The organism is Burkholderia sp. MBR-1, from assembly GCF_013822785.1.
Lineage (GTDB): Bacteria > Pseudomonadota > Gammaproteobacteria > Burkholderiales > Burkholderiaceae > Burkholderia > Burkholderia vietnamiensis.
Genome location: NZ_CP053609.1, coordinates 1,586,466 through 1,604,606, shown reverse-complemented (window position 1 = coordinate 1,604,606; position 18,141 = coordinate 1,586,466). Strand labels below are relative to the sequence as shown.

Here is an 18,141-nt window from a genome sequence, read left to right as displayed (position 1 = left end):
GCTGCACATCGTCTGGTGTGCTTGGTTGCGGGGGTAGGATTTGAACCTACGACCTTCGGGTTATGAGCCCGACGAGCTGCCAGACTGCTCCACCCCGCGTCAGAGAAATAAATTATAGGGTGAGGAAGCACTTACGTCAACACTTTTGTCACAATTTATTGGCAGGGCGCCAATATCGCGAGGCTCGCGACGTGCACGGGATGCGCTGCCGATCGCGTGTTGCACGCGTTCGCGCGCCGCGCTCGCGGTAAGATGGCGGCCTTCGAATCCATGCCGCCCGCCTTCCCGTTCATGAAAATCGCCACCTGGAACGTCAACTCGCTCAACGTCCGCAAACAGCATGTGCTCGACTGGCTCGCGCAAAGCGGCGCCGACGTGCTGTGCCTGCAGGAGCTGAAGCTGCCGGACGAAAAATATCCGCGCGCCGATCTCGAGGCCGTCGGTTACCGCAGCTGGTTCACGGGCCAGAAGACGTATAACGGCGTCGCGATCCTCGTGCGCGACACGCTGGCCGTCGACGAATCGGACGTCGTGCGCAACATTCCCGGCTTCGACGATCCGCAGCAGCGCGTGGTCGCCGTGACGGTCGAGGGCGTGCGCATCGTGTCCGCGTATTTCCCGAACGGCCAGGCGCCGGACTCCGACAAGTTTCTCTACAAGATGCAGTGGCTCGACGCGCTGCATGCGTGGCTCGGCGCCGAGCTGCAGCGCTATCCGAAGCTCGCGCTGCTCGGCGACTACAACATCGCGCCGGAAGATCGCGACGTGCACGACCCCGCGAAATGGGAAGGCCAGAACCTGGTGTCGCCGCAGGAGCGCGCGCACTTCGCGAAGCTGCTCGAGCTCGGCTTCGTCGACGCGTTCCGGCGCTTCGAGCAGCCCGAGAAGACCTTCACGTGGTGGGACTACCGGATGTTCGCGTTTCGTCGCAACGCCGGGCTGCGCATCGACCACATTCTCCTGTCGCCGGCGCTCGCGGCCACCTGCACGTCGTGCGAAGTCGACCGCGTGCCGCGCACGTGGGAGCAGCCGTCCGATCACACGCCGGTCGTCGCGGTCGTGGGCTGAGGCCGCTGGCCTGCCGCCCCGCCCGCTCGCTCAGCCGCGCGCGGGCGCCGGCCCCAGATGCGCCCACAGGAAGCCGAATTCCGCCGCATCGGACTCGGCCCGCTCGAGATCGTCGGCGCTGCCGTGGCCGCCGTCGGTGTTCTCCCAGTACCACACGCGCTCGTGCCCGAGCGCGTGCATGCGCGCCGCCATCTTGCGGGCATGCGCCGGATGCACGCGGTCGTCGCGCGTCGACGTCGTCAGCAGCAGCGGCGGATAGACGACGCCGTCGCCCACGCGGTGATACGGCGAATAGGCGGCCAGCGCCGCGCCCTCGCGCGGATCGTCCGGGTCGCCGTACTCGTCGAGCCAGGCGGCGCCCGCATGCAGTTTCGGATAACGCCGCATGTCGAGCAGCGGCACGCGGCACAGCACCGCGCCGAACAGTTCGGGACGCTGCACCATGCACGCGCCCACCAACAGGCCGCCGTTGCTGCCGCCTTCGATGCCGAGCTGCGCCGCGGTCGTCACGCCGGTGCGGACCAGGTCCTCGGCTACCGCGATGAAATCGTCGAACGAACGCTGCCGATGTTCGCGCTGCGCGTCGACGTGCCAGCGCGGCCCGAATTCGCCGCCGCCGCGGATGTGCGCGAACACCGCGACGCCGCCGCGCTCGAGCCACGCGATGCCGAGTGCGTCGCTGTAGCCCGGCAGGTTCGGAATCGCGAAGCCGCCATAGCCTGACAACAGACACGGCCGCGCGACGCGCGTGCCGCCATCGCCGCCATCATCACGGTTGGCTGCCTCGACGGCATCGCGCGGCCCGATCAACGTGTACGGCACGATCGTGCCGTCGCGCGAGCGCGCATTCGCGCGCCGCACGACGAGCCCTGCCGCATCGAAGCGCACCGGCGGCCGGTCGAGCAGCACGCGGCGCGCTTGCGCATCGGCCGCGCGATCGGCGAGATCGGCCAGCCAGCATTCGGGTGGATCGAGATAGGTGTCGACGTCCACGTACACGTCGTCGTTCAGCGTCGACTCGACCGGCTCGACGTCGATCTGCGCATCGCGCGGCCAGTCGAACGCATGCGCGTCCCACGTCCATTCGCCGCCTTCGCCGCCGTCGCTGCCCTCGCCCTTGCGCGGCGTCCACAGCATCGTGCGGTTGTGCACGTCGTCGAGCCAGCTCGCGATCAGCATCGTGCGCGTGTGGGTCCACGTGCACGCCGACGTCGATGCTTGCGGCGCGAACAGCGTCGTGAATTCGCGCGAGCCGGCGAGAAACGCGTGCTCGCGAATCGCGAGCAGCGAGCCGCCCGCATGCCGTACGCCGCCGCAGTCCCAGTCGAGCCGCGGCTCCAGCACCAGCCAGCCTTCCCAGAAGCCGACCTCGACGTGCGTCGGCACGTCGTAGCGCGCCCATTCGCCCGCCTCGGTGAGCCGGTACGCATGCGCGTCGAAGAAGTCCACGCTGCGCCATGCGACATGGCGGCCGTCGATCGGATCGAACCATGCGCCCGCGCTGATGTCGTCCGGTTCGCCGCGAAACACGATGGGCGCGTCGGCGAGCGGCGTGCCGCGCACCCAGCGGCGCGCATCGTACGGATAGCCGGCCGCGGTCGCATGCGCTTCGCCGCGATCCCAGCTCACGTAGACGGTGTCGCGATCGATCCAGCCGACGGTGTGATGCCCTGGCTCGTCGATCGTGAAGCCGCCGTCGACGAAGCGGCGCTGCACCAGATCGAATTCGCGCACGACGACCGCGTCCGCGCCGCCCGGCGACAGCGACACGAGTGCGCGGTCACCGTCCGGATAGAGGATCGCGTCCTGCTCGAACACCCACGATTCGCCCTCTTGCGCGCCGAGCGCGTCGACGTCGAGGAGCGTTTCCCAATCGGGCCGGCCGGCGCGCCAGTCGTCCCAGCGCGCGCGGCGCCACAGCCCCTTCGGGTGCTGATCGTCCTGCCACAGGTCGTACGCCCATTCGCGCCAGCGGGTCGGAATCACCGGCCGCTCGCGCGGCAGGTAGGCCTGCGCGAGCCGCGCGGTCAGCGTGCGGTAGCCGTCGTCGTCACGCAGCGCAGCACGCGTGCGCGCGTTCTGCTCGTCGACCCACGTGCGGGCGCGCTTGCTGTCGAGCGCTTCGAGAAATCGGAAAGGATCGGCCCCGGCGGGCCAGCGGAAGGAATCGGACATGACGGGCGTGCGCGTGACGGCAAACCGCGATTATGTCCGATCGCGGCATGCGCGGCGCGCGCATGCCGCGACGACGGCTTACGGCTCCAGATGCAGTTCCTGGATCTTGCGCGTGATCGTGTTGCGGCCGATGCCGAGCCGCTCGGCCGCCTCGACCTTGCGGCCGCGCGTGAAGTCGAGCGCCTCGCGGATCACGGCAGCCTCGAAGCGGCGTGCGAGTTCGTCCATCACGTCGGCGGAATTTTCGCGCAGCAGTCGCGCGACTTCGGTGCGCAGCCCGCTCTCCCACATCGGATAGCCGGCCGGCGCGCCGTTCGATGCGGCCGCAACGGGCGCGCTAGCGAGCGCCGCCGCGCCGACCGACGGCTGCACGCGCGACACGTCGCCACCGCCGAGGGCAGCGGGCGCGTCCGCGCCGTCGACGGCTGCCGTCACCGGCGCGCCGCTCGGCACGAGATCGGGCGGCAAGTCCTTGATCTCGACCGTCTGCGCGGGCGCCATCACCGTCAGCCAGTTCGCGAGGTTCTCGAGTTGCCGCACGTTGCCCGGAAACGGCAGCGACGTCAGATACGCGAGCGCTTCGTCGGACACGCGCTTCGGCTCGACGCCGAGATCGCGCGCGCTCTTCTGCAGGAAGTGGCGCGTGAGCAGCGGAATGTCTTCGCTGCGTTCGCGCAGCGGCGGCAGGCGCAGGCGGATCACGTTGAGCCGGTGGTAAAGGTCCTCGCGGAACAGCCCCTGCCGCACGCGCGATTCGAGGTTCTGGTGCGTCGCGGCGATCACGCGCACGTTCGCGCGCAGCGGGTTGTGGCCGCCGACCCGATAGAACTGGCCGTCCGACAGCACGCGCAGCAGGCGCGTCTGCAGGTCGAACGGCATGTCGCCGATTTCGTCGAGGAACAGCGTGCCGTTCTCGGCCTGCTCGAAGCGGCCCTGGCGGGTCGTCTGCGCGCCGGTGAACGCGCCGCGCTCATGGCCGAACAGTTCGGATTCCAGCAGATCCTTCGGGATCGCGGCGGTGTTCAGCGCGATGAACGGGCCGTTCGCGCGCGGGCTGTGACGGTGCAGCGCCCGGGCGACGAGCTCCTTGCCGGTGCCCGACTCGCCGGTGATCAGCACCGTCGCGGCCGAATGCGACAGCCGGCCAATCGCGCGGAACATGTCCTGCATCGCCGGTGCCTGCCCGAGCATCTCAGGCGCCTCGGCCACGCGTTCGTCCTGCGGTGCGCCGCCGCGCAGGCTTTCCTCCACCGCGCGGCGGATCAGTTCGACCGCCTTGTCGACGTCGAACGGCTTCGCGAGGTATTCGAACGCGCCGCCCTGGAACGCGGCCACTGCGCTGTCGAGATCGGAGAACGCCGTCATGATGATGACGGGCAAGCCGGGCAGACGCTCGTGCATCGCCTGCAGCAACTCGAGGCCCGAGCCGCCCGGCATCCGGATGTCGGATACGAGCACCTGCGGCGACTCGTGATCGAGCGCGGCCAGCGCATCGCGCACGTTCGCGAAGCTGCGCGTCGCGAAGCTGTCGCGGGCGAGCGCCTTTTCGAGCACCCAGCGAATCGATTGATCGTCGTCTACTATCCAGATCGGCTTCATAGGTCGGTCAGATATTGGTGAATCCGGTGAATCGCCATGCCGCCGCTCAGTGATCGAGCGGCAACAGGATCTGAAATTCGGTACGTCCGGGCCGGCTCTCGACCTCGATCATCCCGTCGTGCTGCTGCACGAAGGTTTGCGCGAGCGTGAGGCCGAGCCCGCTGCCGTCGTCGCGCCCGGACACGAGCGGGTAGAAGATGCGGTCGCGAATCTCCTCCGGAATGCCGGGGCCGTTGTCGACCACGTGCAAGTCCAGTGCCAGCCGGTACAGGCGTTTCGCGATCGTCACCTTGCGCGCGATGCGCGTGCGCAATTCGATTCTCGCGTCGCCCTGCGCGATGCGTTCGCGCAGCGCCTGCGCCGCATTGCGCACGATGTTCAGCAGCGCCTGGATCAGTTGCTCCTTGTCGCCGCGCAGGTCCGGCACGCTCACGTCGTAGTCGCGCTCGATCGTGAGGCCGCGCGGAAACTCCGCGAGCATCACCGCGCGCACGCGTTCGCATACTTCATGAATGTTCACGTCGCCGACGATGTGCGGATGCCGATGCGGCTCCAGCAACCGGTCGACGAGCGTCTGCAGGCGGTCGGACTCCTTGATGATCACCTGCGTGTATTCGCGCAACTCGCCGCGCTCGCGCTCGCCCAGCTCGAATTCGAGCAGCTGCGCGGCGCCGCGAATGCCGCCGAGCGGATTCTTGATCTCGTGCGCGAGATTGCGGATCAGCTGCTTGTTGACCGCGGTCAGGTCGTGGATGCGCTCCTCGCGATCGGTGCGCGACTGGCGTTCGTTCTCGAACAGCTCGACGAGCACGAAATCGGGCGCGGTCTCGAGGAAGCCGACGATCGCATGCACGTGCAACGCCTCGTGGCCGGGCCGATCGAGCACGGTGTCGAGATGCGTCGCGTGAAAGCGCTCCTCGCCGATCGCGGTGATCGTCGACGCGAGCTCGTTCGCGTTCGGGAAGATCTCGCCCCACGGCCGCTGCGCGAGCTGCCGGCGCGAGATGTCGAGCATCGCCTCCGCGGACGGGTTCGCGAACGCGACCCGCAGCGTCTTGCGGTCGAGCACGAGCACGACCGTCGGCAGCGCTTCGAGCCCGGCAAGCAGCCCGGAGCGCGCGAGCCGCTCGTCTTCCGTCAGTCGCTCGGGCTGCCCCGTCTTCGCCTTGATCAGATTCTTCAGAGCCATCGTGCGTATCGTCGCGCCCCACCGGGGCCGTGAATGAGGAATTTCGGAACAAAAAAGGGACGGCTGGACGCCGTCCCCTTTCAGACTCCGCCGCTCCCGCCGCACACTGCCCGACGGGAACGAAGCGGCGTGACGGCGCTGACTGGAAGCGCCATCGCCACTTACAGCGAGTAGTACATCTCGAACTCGATCGGATGCGTCGTCATGCGGAACTTCGCCAGCTCCTGCTCCTTCAGCGCGAGGTACGCATCGATCATGCCGTCGGTGAACACGCCACCGCGCGTCAGGAACTCGCGATCCTTGTCGAGTGCTTCCAGCGCCTGGTCGAGGCCTGCGCAGACGGTCGGGATCTTTGCATCCTCTTCCGGCGGCAGGTCGTACAGGTTCTTGTCGGCTGCTTCGCCCGGATGGATCTTGTTCTGCACGCCGTCGAGGCCCGCCATCATCAGCGCGGTGAAGCACAGGTACGGGTTGGCCATCGGGTCCGGGAAGCGCGTTTCGATGCGGCGACCCTTCGGGTTCGACACGTGCGGAATGCGGATCGATGCCGAACGGTTGCGCGCCGAGTAGGCGAGCTTCACCGGTGCTTCGAAGTGCGGCACGAGACGCTTGTACGAGTTCGTCGTCGGGTTCGTGATCGCGTTCAGTGCACGGGCGTGCTTGATGATGCCGCCGATGTAGAACAGCGCGAATTCCGACAGGCCGGCGTAGCCGTTGCCCGCGAACAGGTTCTGGCCGTCCTTCCAGATCGACTGGTGAACGTGCATGCCCGAACCGTTGTCGCCGACGACCGGCTTCGGCATGAACGTCGCCGTCTTGCCGTACGAGTGCGCGACGTTATGGATGATGTACTTCGACCATTGCGTCCAGTCGGCGCGTTGCACGAGCGTCGAGAACTTCGTGCCGATTTCGTTCTGGCCCTGGCCCGCGACTTCGTGGTGGTGCACTTCGACCGGAATGCCGAGCTGTTCGAGCAGCAGGCACATTTCCGAACGCATGTCCTGGAACGTGTCGACCGGCGCGACCGGGAAGTAGCCGCCCTTCGTGCCCGGACGGTGGCCGGTGTTGCCGCCTTCGAATTCCTTGCCTGCCGACCACGGTGCTTCTTCGGAGTTGATCTTCACGAAGCAGCCCGACATGTCCGTGTTCCACTGGACCGAGTCGAAAATGAAGAATTCCGGCTCCGGACCGAAGTACGCGGTGTCGCCGAGGCCCGTGCTCTTCAGGTACGCTTCGCCGCGCTTCGCGAGCGAGCGCGGATCGCGCTCGTAGCCCTTGCCGTCGGCCGGCTCGACCACGTCGCAGGTCATCACGAGGGTCGACTCTTCGTAGAACGGGTCGATGAACGCCGCGGTCGGATCCGGCATGAGCAGCATGTCCGACGCCTCGATGCCCTTCCAGCCGGCGATCGACGAACCGTCGAAGGCATGGCCGCTTTCGAACTTGTCTTCGTCAAACGCCGAAACCGGCACCGACACGTGCTGCTCCTTGCCGCGCGTATCCGTGAAGCGGAAATCGACGAACTTGACGTCCTCGTCCTTCACGAGCTGCATGACGTCGGCGACGGTTTTACTCATAACCTCTTCTCCTGATTGAACAATTCCGGCGGACTGGGAACCGCCTCGTTTATCGAGCTGCCCGGAGTCTGGCTTTGGCGCAGCGCGCCCCGGGTCGACCGAATTCTATATAGCAGCTTCCGTGCCAATCATCGCAAATCCGACGCGAATCGTGCCGGCCCGCGCCGCAGCGGGGCCGCGCTGCGCGATTCCGGGGCCACGGGACGCACCGGCATTCGCGCTTTGGCACCTCCATGGTGCAACGAGCGTGTGACAGCATTTTGCGAGCGCCGATTCGGTGCATGCACGCCATTCTGCACTTTTTTGGTGAACCCGTGCGCGGTGCATGCGGCCGGCCAGCGTACCGACGTCCGCGCGGCACCGGCGCGCTAGAATGTTCGTTTGACCGATACGGAGACCTCCTGCCATGAGTACGCTCGACCAGCTTTACGCGAAGGCCGATCAACGCCGCGCCGAGAGCGCGCTCGACTATGCGGGCGCCCTGCTGCCCGTCGAGGCGTTCGAACTGCTGCAGCTCGACCCGTCCGCCCGCCTCGTCGACGTGCGCACGCGCGCCGAGCTCGACTGGATTGGCCGCCCGCTCGTCGGCGACGGCCAGTATCTGCACATCGAGTGGACGCGCTATCCCGGCGGCGTGCCGAACACGGAATTCGTCGAGCAACTGAAGGCGGCCGTGTCGCCCGATACGCCGGTGCTGTTCCTGTGCCGCAGCGCTGCACGCTCGAAGCTCGCGGCAGTTGCGTCCAAGCAGGCCGGCTTCACGAAGGCTTTCGATCTGCTCGAAGGGTTCGAGGGCGGCAAGGATGCCGAAGGCCATCGCAAGACGGTCGACGGCTGGTGCTTCCGGAAACTGCCGTGGATCGGCGCCTGAACGCGCATCCGTTCCCGCACGCCCGACTGCGACATCGTCGAGCCGGGCGATGACACCCCGATGACGGGCCGCGTTGCGCGGCCCGCTTCTTTTGCACGGCCCGTTCAGCGGGCCATGCGCGCTGTACGCGCCGAGAGAATCGTGCGCGATCTACGCGACGCTCACGCCCGCGGCGCATCGGGCTCGACGACGTCGCCGCCGAGCAGATGCACGCCTTCGCGCAGCTTCACGAACGCGGCCGCGACCGCTTCAGGCTCGCCCTTCACACCGAGGTCGATGTGCCGGCGCGCATAGATGCCGCCGCGCTCGGCGTCGCCGACGCTCGGCAGGCTGAACACGCGCACGCCGGGGAAGTCGCGTTCGATCCGCTCCATCAGCGGCGTCAGCGTCGACTCGGGCAGCTCGAACACGTACAGCGAGCGCTCCGCGTGCGGCGTCGCATGGTGCAGATGCGCGTACTTCGTGTCCAGCACCCATTCGATCATCGGCCACGCCATCACCGGGAAGCCCGGCACGAAATGCAGATCGCCGACGGAGAAGCCGGGAATCCGGTTGTAGCCGTTCGGGATGATCGTCGCGCCGACCGGGAACACGCCCATGTTGAAACGGTGCTGGTTCTCCGGCGAATCGAAGTCGACCGGCGCGCTTGCGTCGGGCTGCGTCTCGCGGATACGCTCGGCGATCAGCGCGCGCGCTTCCTGGTGCAACTCGAGCGGCACGCCGAGCGCGGCGGCCGCACACTGGCGCGTGTGGTCGTCCGGCGTCGCGCCGATGCCGCCCGTCGAAAACACGATGTCGCCGGATGCGATCGCGCGGGCGAGCGTCGCGGTGATCCGTGCCGGATCGTCGCCGACGTATTCGGCCCAGTCGAGCGCGAGCCCGCGCGCGCCGAGCAGCTCGATGACCTTCGCCAGATGCTTGTCCTGCCGGCGGCCGGAAAGGATTTCGTCGCCGATGATGATGATGCCGATGCTCATGCCTGCCCCATGTCGATTGCGGTGGCGCGCGAGCTCGCGCGCAGGTCGTCCAGCGCGCGCAGGCAGTAGTGCCCGAACCACAGCGCCGAGAAAACGAGAATGAAAGCGTAAACCCAGATCATGGCCGCCGCGACGAACGGAAACAGCACCATCATCCAGACCGACGACACCCACACGAAAGTCGGCACGGTGCCGAGCAGGCCGGTCGCGACGCCGATGCCGATCAGCGGCCAGCGGTGGCGCCGCACGAGCTCGCGGCGCTCGTCGCGGCTCGCGTGCAGCGCGAGCGCGTCGTAGGTCATCACGCGATAGGTGAGCCAGCCCCAGATCACCGGCGGCAGCAGCGCGAAGAACGGCGGAATCAGCCACAGCGGGATCGTCACGACGAGCAGCACGACGCCGACCAGCGCCGCGCCGAGCGAATTGACCACGCTGCCGAAGAAGGTGCCGCCGCGCTTCGCGGCGAGTGCGGCGAACTGCCGGCTCGCCAGATGCTTGATCACGACCGGCATCGAGATCGTCGCGATCAGCAGCAGCACGGTCAGCACGATCAACGGGATCGCGAGCGACACGACGATGAACGGCGCGACGACCGCATGCAGCTGCGACATCCCCAACGCATCGAACGCGCGGTACAGCGCGGCGGTCAGCACGAAGCCGTCGAGCGCGCCGCGCGCGGCGTCGATCAGCGTCTGCCACGAGAACCACAGCACGACGCCCCAGAACAGCGCCGACACGACGAACGGCATCAGCGTGAGCCACAGCATGCGCGGATGCAGCGCGCTCGCGAACGCGCGGAGGAAGGAGCGCAGCAGATCGTTCATGCGGACCCTGTATCGACGATGAAAAACGGGGAAAGGATAAACCACGCGGCCCGCATGCGCCAAAGCACATGCGGGCCGCGCAGGCTACCGCTCGACGGGAAACGACGGGTCAGGCCGATGCCGCATCGCGCTTCGCAGGCACGAGCCGGCGGAAGATCCGCACGAACGCGAGGCCGTGCTGCGCCCAGAAGCCGTCGCCGTAGGACACACCCTCCATCTGCTCGCGGATGCCGGTCGGCTCGACCGTGCGGTTCCACGACGCGGTGCCGAACATCATGTCCCACCACGGAAACAGCACGCCGAAGTTGCAGCCGTACTTGGTGCCTTCGTGACCGTAGCCGACCGCATGATGACGCCGGTGGAACGTCGGGCTCACGATCAGGCGCTCGCCGAGCCAGCCGAGGCGCAGCCGCACGTTCGCATGCTGGATGCTCTGGATGAAGTTCGTGAACGCGGTCAGCACGACGAACTGCGACGGCGTCACGCCGATCACGAGCGCGATCGTCGCGAAGAAGCACGACTGGATCACGTTGTCGAGCAGGTGGTTGCGGTCATCGCACCACAGCGACATCTGCCGCTGGCTGTGATGCACGGCGTGCAGCTCCCACCAGATCCCGAACTTGTGCTCCCAGCGGTGATACCAGTAGCCGGCGAAATCGAGCACCACGAGGTAGATCGCGAACGCGACGATCGGCTGCGACGTCACGCCCGGCCACAAATAGTCGAGATTGACGTTCGACACGCCGTGCAGCCGCAACCAGCCCTGCAAACGGTCGAACAGCGGCTGCAGCGCGAAGAAGAAGAACAGCGAATAGATGCCGAGCTTCGCGATCGCCGTGTAGATCACGTCGACCCGCACCGCGCGGCGGTTGGTCCAGCGTTCGACCGGCAGCAGCGCCTCGAGCGGGCGCAGCACCGCGAACATCAGGACCATCTGCAGCGCGCCGACGATCACCCAGTACAGCGCGTCGTAGGTGCCCTCGTCGTAGCCCATCAGGTTGAACTTGAACAGCAGCGGCTGCACGACGTCGATGTACAGCCAGGTCTGGATGTCCGACACGAACGCATCGATCAGGTGCAGCATCGTTCGTCTCCGCTCGTCACGCGCCGTTCGCCGCCTTCCAGGGCGCGCGGTCGTAGAAGTAGATACCGTGCGGCGATCGGCCGACGGAAATCGTCTGCACCAGCTTGCGCGACGCGAGATCGATGATCCCGACCTTCTTCGCGAAGCGGAACGTCACCCACAGCGTCTTCCGGTCGGCGGACAGCTCCATGTCGTCCGGCCCCGGCAGCAGGCCAGTGATGTCGCCGACGTTGGTGAGCGTGTTTTCGTCGATGATGCTGATCGTGTTGGCGACGCGGTTGGTGATCGCGACGTGCGTGCCGTCGGCGAGCGAACGGAAGTTGTGCGCGCCGTTGCCGGTGACGATCTGCTTGACGATCTTCTGGTTGCGCCAGTCGACCACCGCGACGTAATCCGAGCCGGTCATCCCGACCAGCAGGTATTTGTCGTCCGGCGTGAGCCACAGGCCGGCCGGCACCTTGCCGACCTTCATCCGCCACTTGAGCGTCTGCGTCGCCAGATCGACCGCCGCGATCTCGCCGGACACCTGCAGCGACACGAGCACCGTTTTGCTGTCCTTCGTGAACGCGAGGTGGCTCGGCATCACCGCGAGCGGCAGGCGCTTCGCGAGATGCACGTCGTGGCCGTCGTACGTATAGATGTCCAGGCGATCGAGGCGCAGCCCGGTCGACACGAACCACTTGCGATCGGGCGAGAAGCCGAGCTGGTAAGGATCTTCGATGCCTTCGACGGTGCGCTGCAGCTTGCCCGTTTTCGGATCGACGAACATCAGGCTGTTCGAGACCGAATTCGCGACGATCAGCGACGAATTGTCGGGCGTCGCCATCAGGTGATGCGGCTCCTTGCCGGTCGGCATGGTCGCCACGACTTGACGGGTCTGCTGATCGATCAGGGAAAGCGTCGCCTCGGCCGAGTTGAGGATGATCACGTTATTCGCGTGTGCGGCGGGCGCCAGCACGGCGGCGGCCAGCGCGAGCGTGCGGCCGAAGGAGAGGAAAGTGCGCATGAAGACTCACGTCGTGGAACTACTGTCATTGTAAAACGCCCGACCGGCCCGCCCGGTTGACCGCGGACAGCATTGCGCCATTTCGACGCACGCCGCGACGACCGGCCGTGGCCGCTCGCCGTGACGTGCATCGGGCCGCGGCGGCGCTAGCGCTGCATCGACTCCCACACCTTGTGCAGACGCTTGACAGAGACAGGCATCGGCGTGCGCAGTTCCTGCGCGAACAGCGAAATGCGCAGTTCCTCGAGCAGCCAGCGGAATTCCGCGAGCCGCGGATCGACGACGCCGCCGCGCTGCGACACCGCGCGCTGGTACTGCTGGACGAGCGGCTGCAGCTCGGCGAACTGCTTCGCGTCGCGCGCCGGGTCCGCCTTCAGCTTGTCGATCCGCAGCGCGATGCCCTTCAGATAGCGCGGAAAGTGCGCAAGCTGCACGTAAGGCGTGTCGATCACGAAGCGCTTGCCGACCAGCGCCGCGAGCTGCTGCTGCAGATCGGCGTGCGCTTGCGCGAACGGCTTCGCCTGCGCGAGCTTCTTCGCGAGCCCCGCGTATTCGGCGAGGATCTGCGCGACGAGCCGCGCGATCTCCTGCGCGAGCAGGTTCAGGCGGCTGCGGCCCTCGTCGCGGCGCGCGTGGAAGCTCGCGTCGTCGTCGGGCAGCGGCTCCTGCAGGCACGCGCGGTCGAGCGCCGTGTCGATCAGCTGATCGCGCAGTTCGTCCTGCGTACCGAGCGACATGTACTGCATCGCCATCTCGCGCAGCCCCGGCAGGTTCTTCTCGAGGAACTTGATCGGCTCCTTCAGCTGCAGCGCGAACAGCCGCCGCAAGCCCGCACGATGGATGCGCGCGGCTTCCTCGGGCGAGTCGAACACCTCGACGTCGCAATGCGTGCCGCGATCGACGAGCGCCGGATAGCCGTACAGCGTCTGGCCGCGCCGGCGGATCTCCAGCAGCTCGGGAAGCTTGCCGAAATTCCACGTCGTCAGGTTCTCGTACAGCGCGGTCGCGCCGGCTTCCGCGGGCGCCGCCGTGTGCGGCGCCGCGCCCCTGGCCGGCTTGCCGCCCTTCGCCAGCGCGCCTGGCGCACCCGCTCCGCCCGGCGCCGATGCGCCGGCCGGGGCGTCGCCGGCCGCATCGCCGCTCGCCGCGATCGACGACGCGGCCGCGATCTTCTGGAACTGCTGCTGCGCCTGCGCGCCGAGCTCCTGGCGCAGCTGCGCGAGATTGCGGCCCATCGCGAGCTGGCGCCCGTGCTCGTCGATCACCTTGAAGTTCATGAACAGGTGCGCGGGCAACGTCTCGAGCTTGAAGTCGGCCGTCTTCATCGCGACCTGCGTTTCGCCGCGCACGTCGGCGATCAGCGCGTCGACGAGGCCGCCCGCGCCGAAGCGCTCGCGACCCATGCGCTCGACGAAGCCGGCCGCGTACTCGGGCAGCGGCACGCAGTGCCGGCGCAGCTTCTGCGGCAGCGACTTCAGCAGCAGCTGCACCTTCTCCTTCAGCATCCCCGGCACCAGCCATTCGCAACGGCGCGCGTCGACCTGGTTCAGCGCGTACAGCGGCACCGCGAGCGTCACGCCGTCGCGCGGCGTGCCGGGCTCGAAATGGTAGGTGAGCGCCATCTCGACGCCGGCCATCGTCATGCGCTTCGGGAACAGCTCGGTCGTCACGCCGGCCGCCTCGTGACGCATCAGGTCGTCGCGCGACAGATACAGCAGGCGCTGCTTGTCCTCCGGCTGACCGCCCTTCTTCACCTCGTCGCGATACCAGCGCTCGAACGCCGCACCCGTATGGATGCCTTGCGGAATCGCCTGGTCGTAGTACGCGTAGATCAGCTCGTCGTCGACCAGCACGTCCTGGCGGCGCGACTTGTGCTCGAGCTGCTCGATGTCGGCGAGCAACTTGCGGTTGTGCGCGAAGAACGGCAGCCGCGTGTCGAATTCGCCTTCGACCAGCGCGCCGCGGATGAACAGCTCACGGGCGCGCGCCGGGTCCTGCCGGCCGAACGCGACGCGCCGCCGATGGTAGATCGGCAGCCCGTACAGCGTCGCGCGCTCGAACGCGCTGACCTGCGCGGGACGCTTCTCCCAATGCGGCTCCGACAGCGACTTCTTCAACAGATGCGCGCCGACCTTCTCGACCCACTCCGGCTCGATCTTCGCGAGGCAGCGCGCGTACAGCCGGCTCGTCTCGACGAGCTCGGCCGCCATCACCCAGCGGCCGGCCTTCTTCGCGAGCGCGGAGCCCGGCCACAGATAGAACTTGATCCCGCGCGCGCCGAGGTAATGCGGATCGTCGTCGGCCTTCAGGCCGAGGTTGCCGAGCAGGCCGGTCAACAGGGCCAGATGAATCTGCTCGTAGGTTGCCTCGGCTTCGTTCAGACGCCAGCCGTGCTCGCGCACGACCGTCAGCAGTTGCGAATGAACGTCGCGCCATTCGCGCAGCCGCAGGTGCGACAGGAAGTTCTGGCGGCACGCATCGACCAGCTGGCGGTTCGATTTCTTGTGCGCGACGGCCTCTTCGAACCACGCCCAGATCTTCAGCCATTGCAGGAATTCGGAGCGCTCGTCGGCGAACCGGCGGTGCGCCTGATCGGCCTGCTCCTGCGCGTCGCTCGGACGGTCGCGCGGATCCTGCACCGACAGCGCACTCGCGATGATCAGCACTTCGCGCAACGCCTGCTGGTCGCGCGCGGCGAGGATCATCCGGCCGACGCGCGGGTCGAGCGGCAAGCGCGCGAGCTCGCGGCCGAGAGGCGTCAGCGCGTTGTCGTCGTCGACCGCGCCGAGCTCGTTGAGCAGCTGATAGCCGTCGGCGATCGCGCGGCCGGGCGGCGGCTCGAGGAACGGAAACGATTCGATCGCGGTGAGGTGCAGCGACTTCATCCGCAGGATCACCGCCGCGAGCGACGAGCGCAGGATTTCCGGATCGGTGAAGCGCGCGCGCGCCTGGAAGTCGCTTTCTTCGTACAGACGGATGCAGATACCGTCGGCCACGCGGCCGCAGCGGCCCGCACGCTGGTTCGCGGCGGCCTGCGAGATCGACTCGACCTGCAGCTGCTCGACCTTGTTGCGGTACGAATAGCGCTTCACGCGCGCCAGGCCGGTGTCGACGACGTAGCGGATGCCCGGCACGGTCAGCGACGTTTCGGCCACGTTGGTGGCGAGCACGATGCGGCGCGCGTTCGACGCCTTGAACACCTTGTCCTGGTCGGCCGCCGACAGCCGCGCGAACAGCGGCAGGATCTCGGTATGCGGCGGATGGTGCTTGCGCAGCGCCTCGGCCGCGTCGCGGATCTCGCGCTCGCCGGGCAGGAACACCAGCACGTCGCCGGGGCCTTCGCGGCACAGTTCGTCGACCGCGTCGACGATCGCGTCCATCAGGTCGCGTTCGGCCTCGCGCGCGGTCTTCACGCGGTCGCGCCCGCCGGTGCCTTCGGCGTTCTTCACGGCCGGGCGGTCCTCGGCCACCGGCCGATAGCGGACCTCGACCGGATACAGCCGCCCGCTCACCTCGATCACGGGCGCCGGGCGCGCGTCGCTGCCGAAATGGCGCGCGAAGCGGTCGGCGTCGATCGTCGCGGACGTGACGATCAGCTTCAGGTCCGGCCGGCGCGGCAGGATCTCCTTCAGGTAGCCGAGCAGGAAGTCGATGTTCAGGCTGCGCTCGTGCGCCTCGTCGATGATCAGCGTGTCGTACGCCTTCAGCAGCGGATCGTTCTGCGTCTCGGCGAGCAGGATGCCGTCGGTCATCAGCTTGACCGACGCGCCCGGCGCGAGGTTGTCGGTGAAGCGCACCTTGTAGCCGACGACTTCGCCGAACGGCGTGCCGAGCTCCTCGGCGATGCGCCGGCCCGTCGACGACGCGGCGAGCCGCCGCGGCTGCGTGTGGCCGATCAGGCCCGTGCCGCCGGCGCCGAGGCCGCGGCCGAGATCGAGGCAGATCTTCGGCAGCTGGGTGGTCTTGCCCGAACCTGTTTCGCCGCAAACGATGACGACCTGATGCGCGGCGATCGCGCGCGCGATCTCGTCGCGCCGGCCCGACACGGGCAGGCTTTCCGGATAGCTGATCTTCGGGACGGGGTTCGGTGCGACCGGCGCGCGCGGCGCACGTTCGCGACGCGGCGTACGCTCGCCGTCGGCCGCGCGCGTAGCCGGCGCGGCCGGCTGGCCCGCATCGCGGCGCCGTTCGTCGTCGCGCGGCGGCTTGCCGCCCTGCCGCGATTGCTGCTGCCGGCCCGGCTGCTGACGCGCATCGGCTGCACCGTCCGGGTGCTGCGCCGGGTCCGCGTTGGCCCGCGTCGGCGCGGGACTTTTAGGTACATTCGACATGGGGGCGCATTATAATCCCGCCCATGAATTCCCAAACCGACCTCCCTCCCGCCCAGACCGGCGCCACGACGCCGCCGGCTCCCGACGATTCGGCCGTCAGCCACGCGCAGTTCGTCGACTGGATGCGCTCCGTCGCGCCCTATATCCACAAGTTCCGCAACAGCACGTTCGTCGTGGGGTTCGGTGGCGAGGTGGTGCAGCAAGGGCTGCTGAACGCGCTCGTGTCGGACATCGCGCTGTTGCAGGCGATGGGCATCCAGATCGTGCTGGTGCACGGCTCGCGGCCGCAGGTCGAGGAGCAGCTGAGCCTGCATGGCGTCGAGTCGGAGTTCTCGCACGGGCTGCGCATCACCGATGCGCGCGCGCTCGAATCGGCGAAGGAGGCGGCCGGCGAAGTGCGGCTGGACATCGAGGCCGCGATCAGCCAGGGGCTGCCGAACTCGCCGATGGCGCATGCGCACATCAGCGTCGTGTCCGGCAACTTCGTGACCGCACGGCCGGTGGGGATTCTCGACGGCGTGGACTTCGCGCACACCGGCATCGTGCGCAAGATCGACGCCGAGTCGATCCGTCATTCGCTCGCGAGCCGCAAGCTCGTGCTGCTGTCGCCGCTCGGTTTCTCGCCGACCGGCGAGGCGTTCAACCTGTCGATGGAAGACGTCGCGTCGGCCGCCGCGATCGCGCTGCGCGCCGACAAGATCATCTTCCTGACCGAAGCGCCCGGCATCGTCGACGACGAAGGCGAGCTGGTCCGCGAAATGTCGCTCGATGCGGCCGCCGAGCTGCTCGATTCGGGCAACATTCAGGGCGACGATGCGTTCTTCCTGAAGCATTCGATTCGCGCATGCCGCGGCGGCGTGACGCGTGCGCATCTGATTCCGCAATCGCTCGACGGCAGCATGCTGCTCGAACTGTTCCTGCACGACGGCGTCGGCACGATGATCTCGTACGAGAATCTGGAGAGCCTGCGCGAGGCGACGCCGGACGACGTCGGCGGCATCCTGTCGCTGATCGAGCCGCTCGAGTCCGACGGCACGCTGGTGCGGCGCGGGCGTCACCAGATCGAACGCGACATCGACCATTTCTCGGTGATCGAGCACGATGGCGTGCTGTTCGGCTGTGCGGCGCTGTATCCGTACCAGCAGGAAAAGATCGGCGAGATGGCGTGCCTGACGGTGGCGCCGGAAGCGCAGGGTTCGGGCGACGGCGAGCGCCTGCTCAAGCGCATCGAGCAGCGTGCGCGCGCACGCGGGCTCACGCATATCTTCGTGCTGACGACGCGCACGGAGCACTGGTTCCTCAAGCGCGGCTTCGTCAAGGTCAGCGTCGACGACCTGCCGGAAGACCGCCGCAAGCTCTACAACTGGCAGCGCAAGTCGCTCGTGCTGATGAAGCAGCTCTGAGCGCAGGTACGACTGCCCTTCCCCCAGACCGATTACA

At 67.6% G+C, this 18,141-nt stretch carries 12 protein-coding genes and 1 tRNA gene; 3 read left to right on the top strand and 10 right to left on the bottom strand.

What is annotated here, in order from left to right; genetic code table 11:
* Positions 1–22: 22 nt before the first annotated feature.
* Positions 23–99 (bottom strand) — tRNA-Met (locus MBR110_RS07370).
* Between the two features lie 192 nt (positions 100–291).
* Here MBR110_RS07370 and xth point away from each other — a divergent pair.
* A complete protein-coding gene (xth, locus tag MBR110_RS07365) occupies positions 292–1,068 on the top strand; it encodes an exodeoxyribonuclease III (protein WP_059462111.1) in 777 nt (258 codons plus the stop codon).
* Between the two features lie 30 nt (positions 1,069–1,098).
* Here xth and MBR110_RS07360 read toward each other — a convergent pair whose 3' ends face one another.
* The 4 genes from MBR110_RS07360 to glnA form a co-directional block, all read right to left on the bottom strand.
* Positions 1,099–3,243 carry a prolyl oligopeptidase family serine peptidase gene (locus MBR110_RS07360; RefSeq protein ID WP_059463491.1) on the bottom strand — a complete coding sequence of 715 codons (2,145 nt, stop codon included), beginning with the start codon at positions 3,241–3,243 and terminating at the stop codon, positions 1,099–1,101.
* Between the two features lie 78 nt (positions 3,244–3,321).
* Positions 3,322–4,842: a nitrogen regulation protein NR(I) gene (gene ntrC, locus MBR110_RS07355; protein WP_181709242.1), complete on the bottom strand. Its 1,521-nt coding sequence runs from the start codon at positions 4,840–4,842 to the stop codon at positions 3,322–3,324.
* A 46-nt stretch (positions 4,843–4,888) separates the two neighbouring features.
* On the bottom strand, positions 4,889–6,031 hold the full coding sequence (glnL, locus tag MBR110_RS07350; protein ID WP_014723296.1) for a nitrogen regulation protein NR(II): 1,143 nt from the start codon (positions 6,029–6,031) through the stop codon (positions 4,889–4,891).
* A gap of 161 nt (positions 6,032–6,192) precedes the next feature.
* Entirely contained in the window at positions 6,193–7,608 is a 1,416-nt protein-coding gene (gene glnA / locus MBR110_RS07345; protein ID WP_011885436.1) for a type I glutamate--ammonia ligase, read from the bottom strand.
* 406 nt (positions 7,609–8,014) lie between these two features.
* Between glnA and MBR110_RS07340 the strand changes: the two genes are divergently transcribed.
* Positions 8,015–8,479 carry a rhodanese-like domain-containing protein gene (locus MBR110_RS07340; RefSeq protein ID WP_011885437.1) on the top strand — a complete coding sequence of 155 codons (465 nt, stop codon included), beginning with the start codon at positions 8,015–8,017 and terminating at the stop codon, positions 8,477–8,479.
* A 161-nt stretch (positions 8,480–8,640) separates the two neighbouring features.
* On the opposite strand, the gene MBR110_RS07335 is transcribed toward MBR110_RS07340, so the two are convergent.
* From MBR110_RS07335 to hrpA, 5 genes are all read right to left on the bottom strand, one after another.
* Complete coding sequence (locus MBR110_RS07335) at positions 8,641–9,456, bottom strand: competence/damage-inducible protein A (protein ID WP_011885438.1); 816 nt, start codon at positions 9,454–9,456, stop codon at positions 8,641–8,643.
* Positions 9,453–10,280, bottom strand: a complete 828-nt coding sequence (locus MBR110_RS07330) for an EI24 domain-containing protein (RefSeq protein WP_059474586.1) — start codon at positions 10,278–10,280, stop codon at positions 9,453–9,455. The genes MBR110_RS07335 and MBR110_RS07330 overlap by 4 nt, the downstream gene beginning before the upstream one ends.
* A gap of 109 nt (positions 10,281–10,389) precedes the next feature.
* Positions 10,390–11,364 (bottom strand): sterol desaturase family protein, encoded by a 975-nt coding sequence (locus tag MBR110_RS07325; RefSeq protein WP_059456367.1) that lies wholly within the window; start codon positions 11,362–11,364, stop codon positions 10,390–10,392.
* A 16-nt stretch (positions 11,365–11,380) separates the two neighbouring features.
* Complete coding sequence (locus MBR110_RS07320) at positions 11,381–12,370, bottom strand: YVTN family beta-propeller repeat protein (protein ID WP_011885441.1); 990 nt, start codon at positions 12,368–12,370, stop codon at positions 11,381–11,383.
* Positions 12,371–12,516: 146 nt separating this feature from the next.
* Entirely contained in the window at positions 12,517–16,701 is a 4,185-nt protein-coding gene (gene hrpA / locus MBR110_RS07315; RefSeq protein WP_181709241.1) for an ATP-dependent RNA helicase HrpA, read from the bottom strand.
* Between the two features lie 23 nt (positions 16,702–16,724).
* Between hrpA and argA the strand changes: the two genes are divergently transcribed.
* Positions 16,725–18,104 (top strand): amino-acid N-acetyltransferase, encoded by a 1,380-nt coding sequence (gene argA, locus MBR110_RS07310; protein ID WP_014723300.1) that lies wholly within the window; start codon positions 16,725–16,727, stop codon positions 18,102–18,104.
* The last annotated feature ends 37 nt before the right edge of the window (positions 18,105–18,141 follow it).

Coding starts and splice junctions, on each gene's coding strand:
- xth (WP_059462111.1), top strand. CDS start 292: ATGAAAATCGCCACCTGGAACGTCAACTCGCTCAACGTCCGCAAACAG.
- MBR110_RS07360 (WP_059463491.1), bottom strand. CDS start 3,243: ATGTCCGATTCCTTCCGCTGGCCCGCCGGGGCCGATCCTTTCCGATTT.
- ntrC (WP_181709242.1), bottom strand. CDS start 4,842: ATGAAGCCGATCTGGATAGTAGACGACGATCAATCGATTCGCTGGGTG.
- glnL (WP_014723296.1), bottom strand. CDS start 6,031: ATGGCTCTGAAGAATCTGATCAAGGCGAAGACGGGGCAGCCCGAGCGA.
- glnA (WP_011885436.1), bottom strand. CDS start 7,608: ATGAGTAAAACCGTCGCCGACGTCATGCAGCTCGTGAAGGACGAGGAC.
- MBR110_RS07340 (WP_011885437.1), top strand. CDS start 8,015: ATGAGTACGCTCGACCAGCTTTACGCGAAGGCCGATCAACGCCGCGCC.
- MBR110_RS07335 (WP_011885438.1), bottom strand. CDS start 9,456: ATGAGCATCGGCATCATCATCATCGGCGACGAAATCCTTTCCGGCCGC.
- MBR110_RS07330 (WP_059474586.1), bottom strand. CDS start 10,280: ATGAACGATCTGCTGCGCTCCTTCCTCCGCGCGTTCGCGAGCGCGCTG.
- MBR110_RS07325 (WP_059456367.1), bottom strand. CDS start 11,364: ATGCTGCACCTGATCGATGCGTTCGTGTCGGACATCCAGACCTGGCTG.
- MBR110_RS07320 (WP_011885441.1), bottom strand. CDS start 12,370: ATGCGCACTTTCCTCTCCTTCGGCCGCACGCTCGCGCTGGCCGCCGCC.
- hrpA (WP_181709241.1), bottom strand. CDS start 16,701: ATGTCGAATGTACCTAAAAGTCCCGCGCCGACGCGGGCCAACGCGGAC.
- argA (WP_014723300.1), top strand. CDS start 16,725: ATGAATTCCCAAACCGACCTCCCTCCCGCCCAGACCGGCGCCACGACG.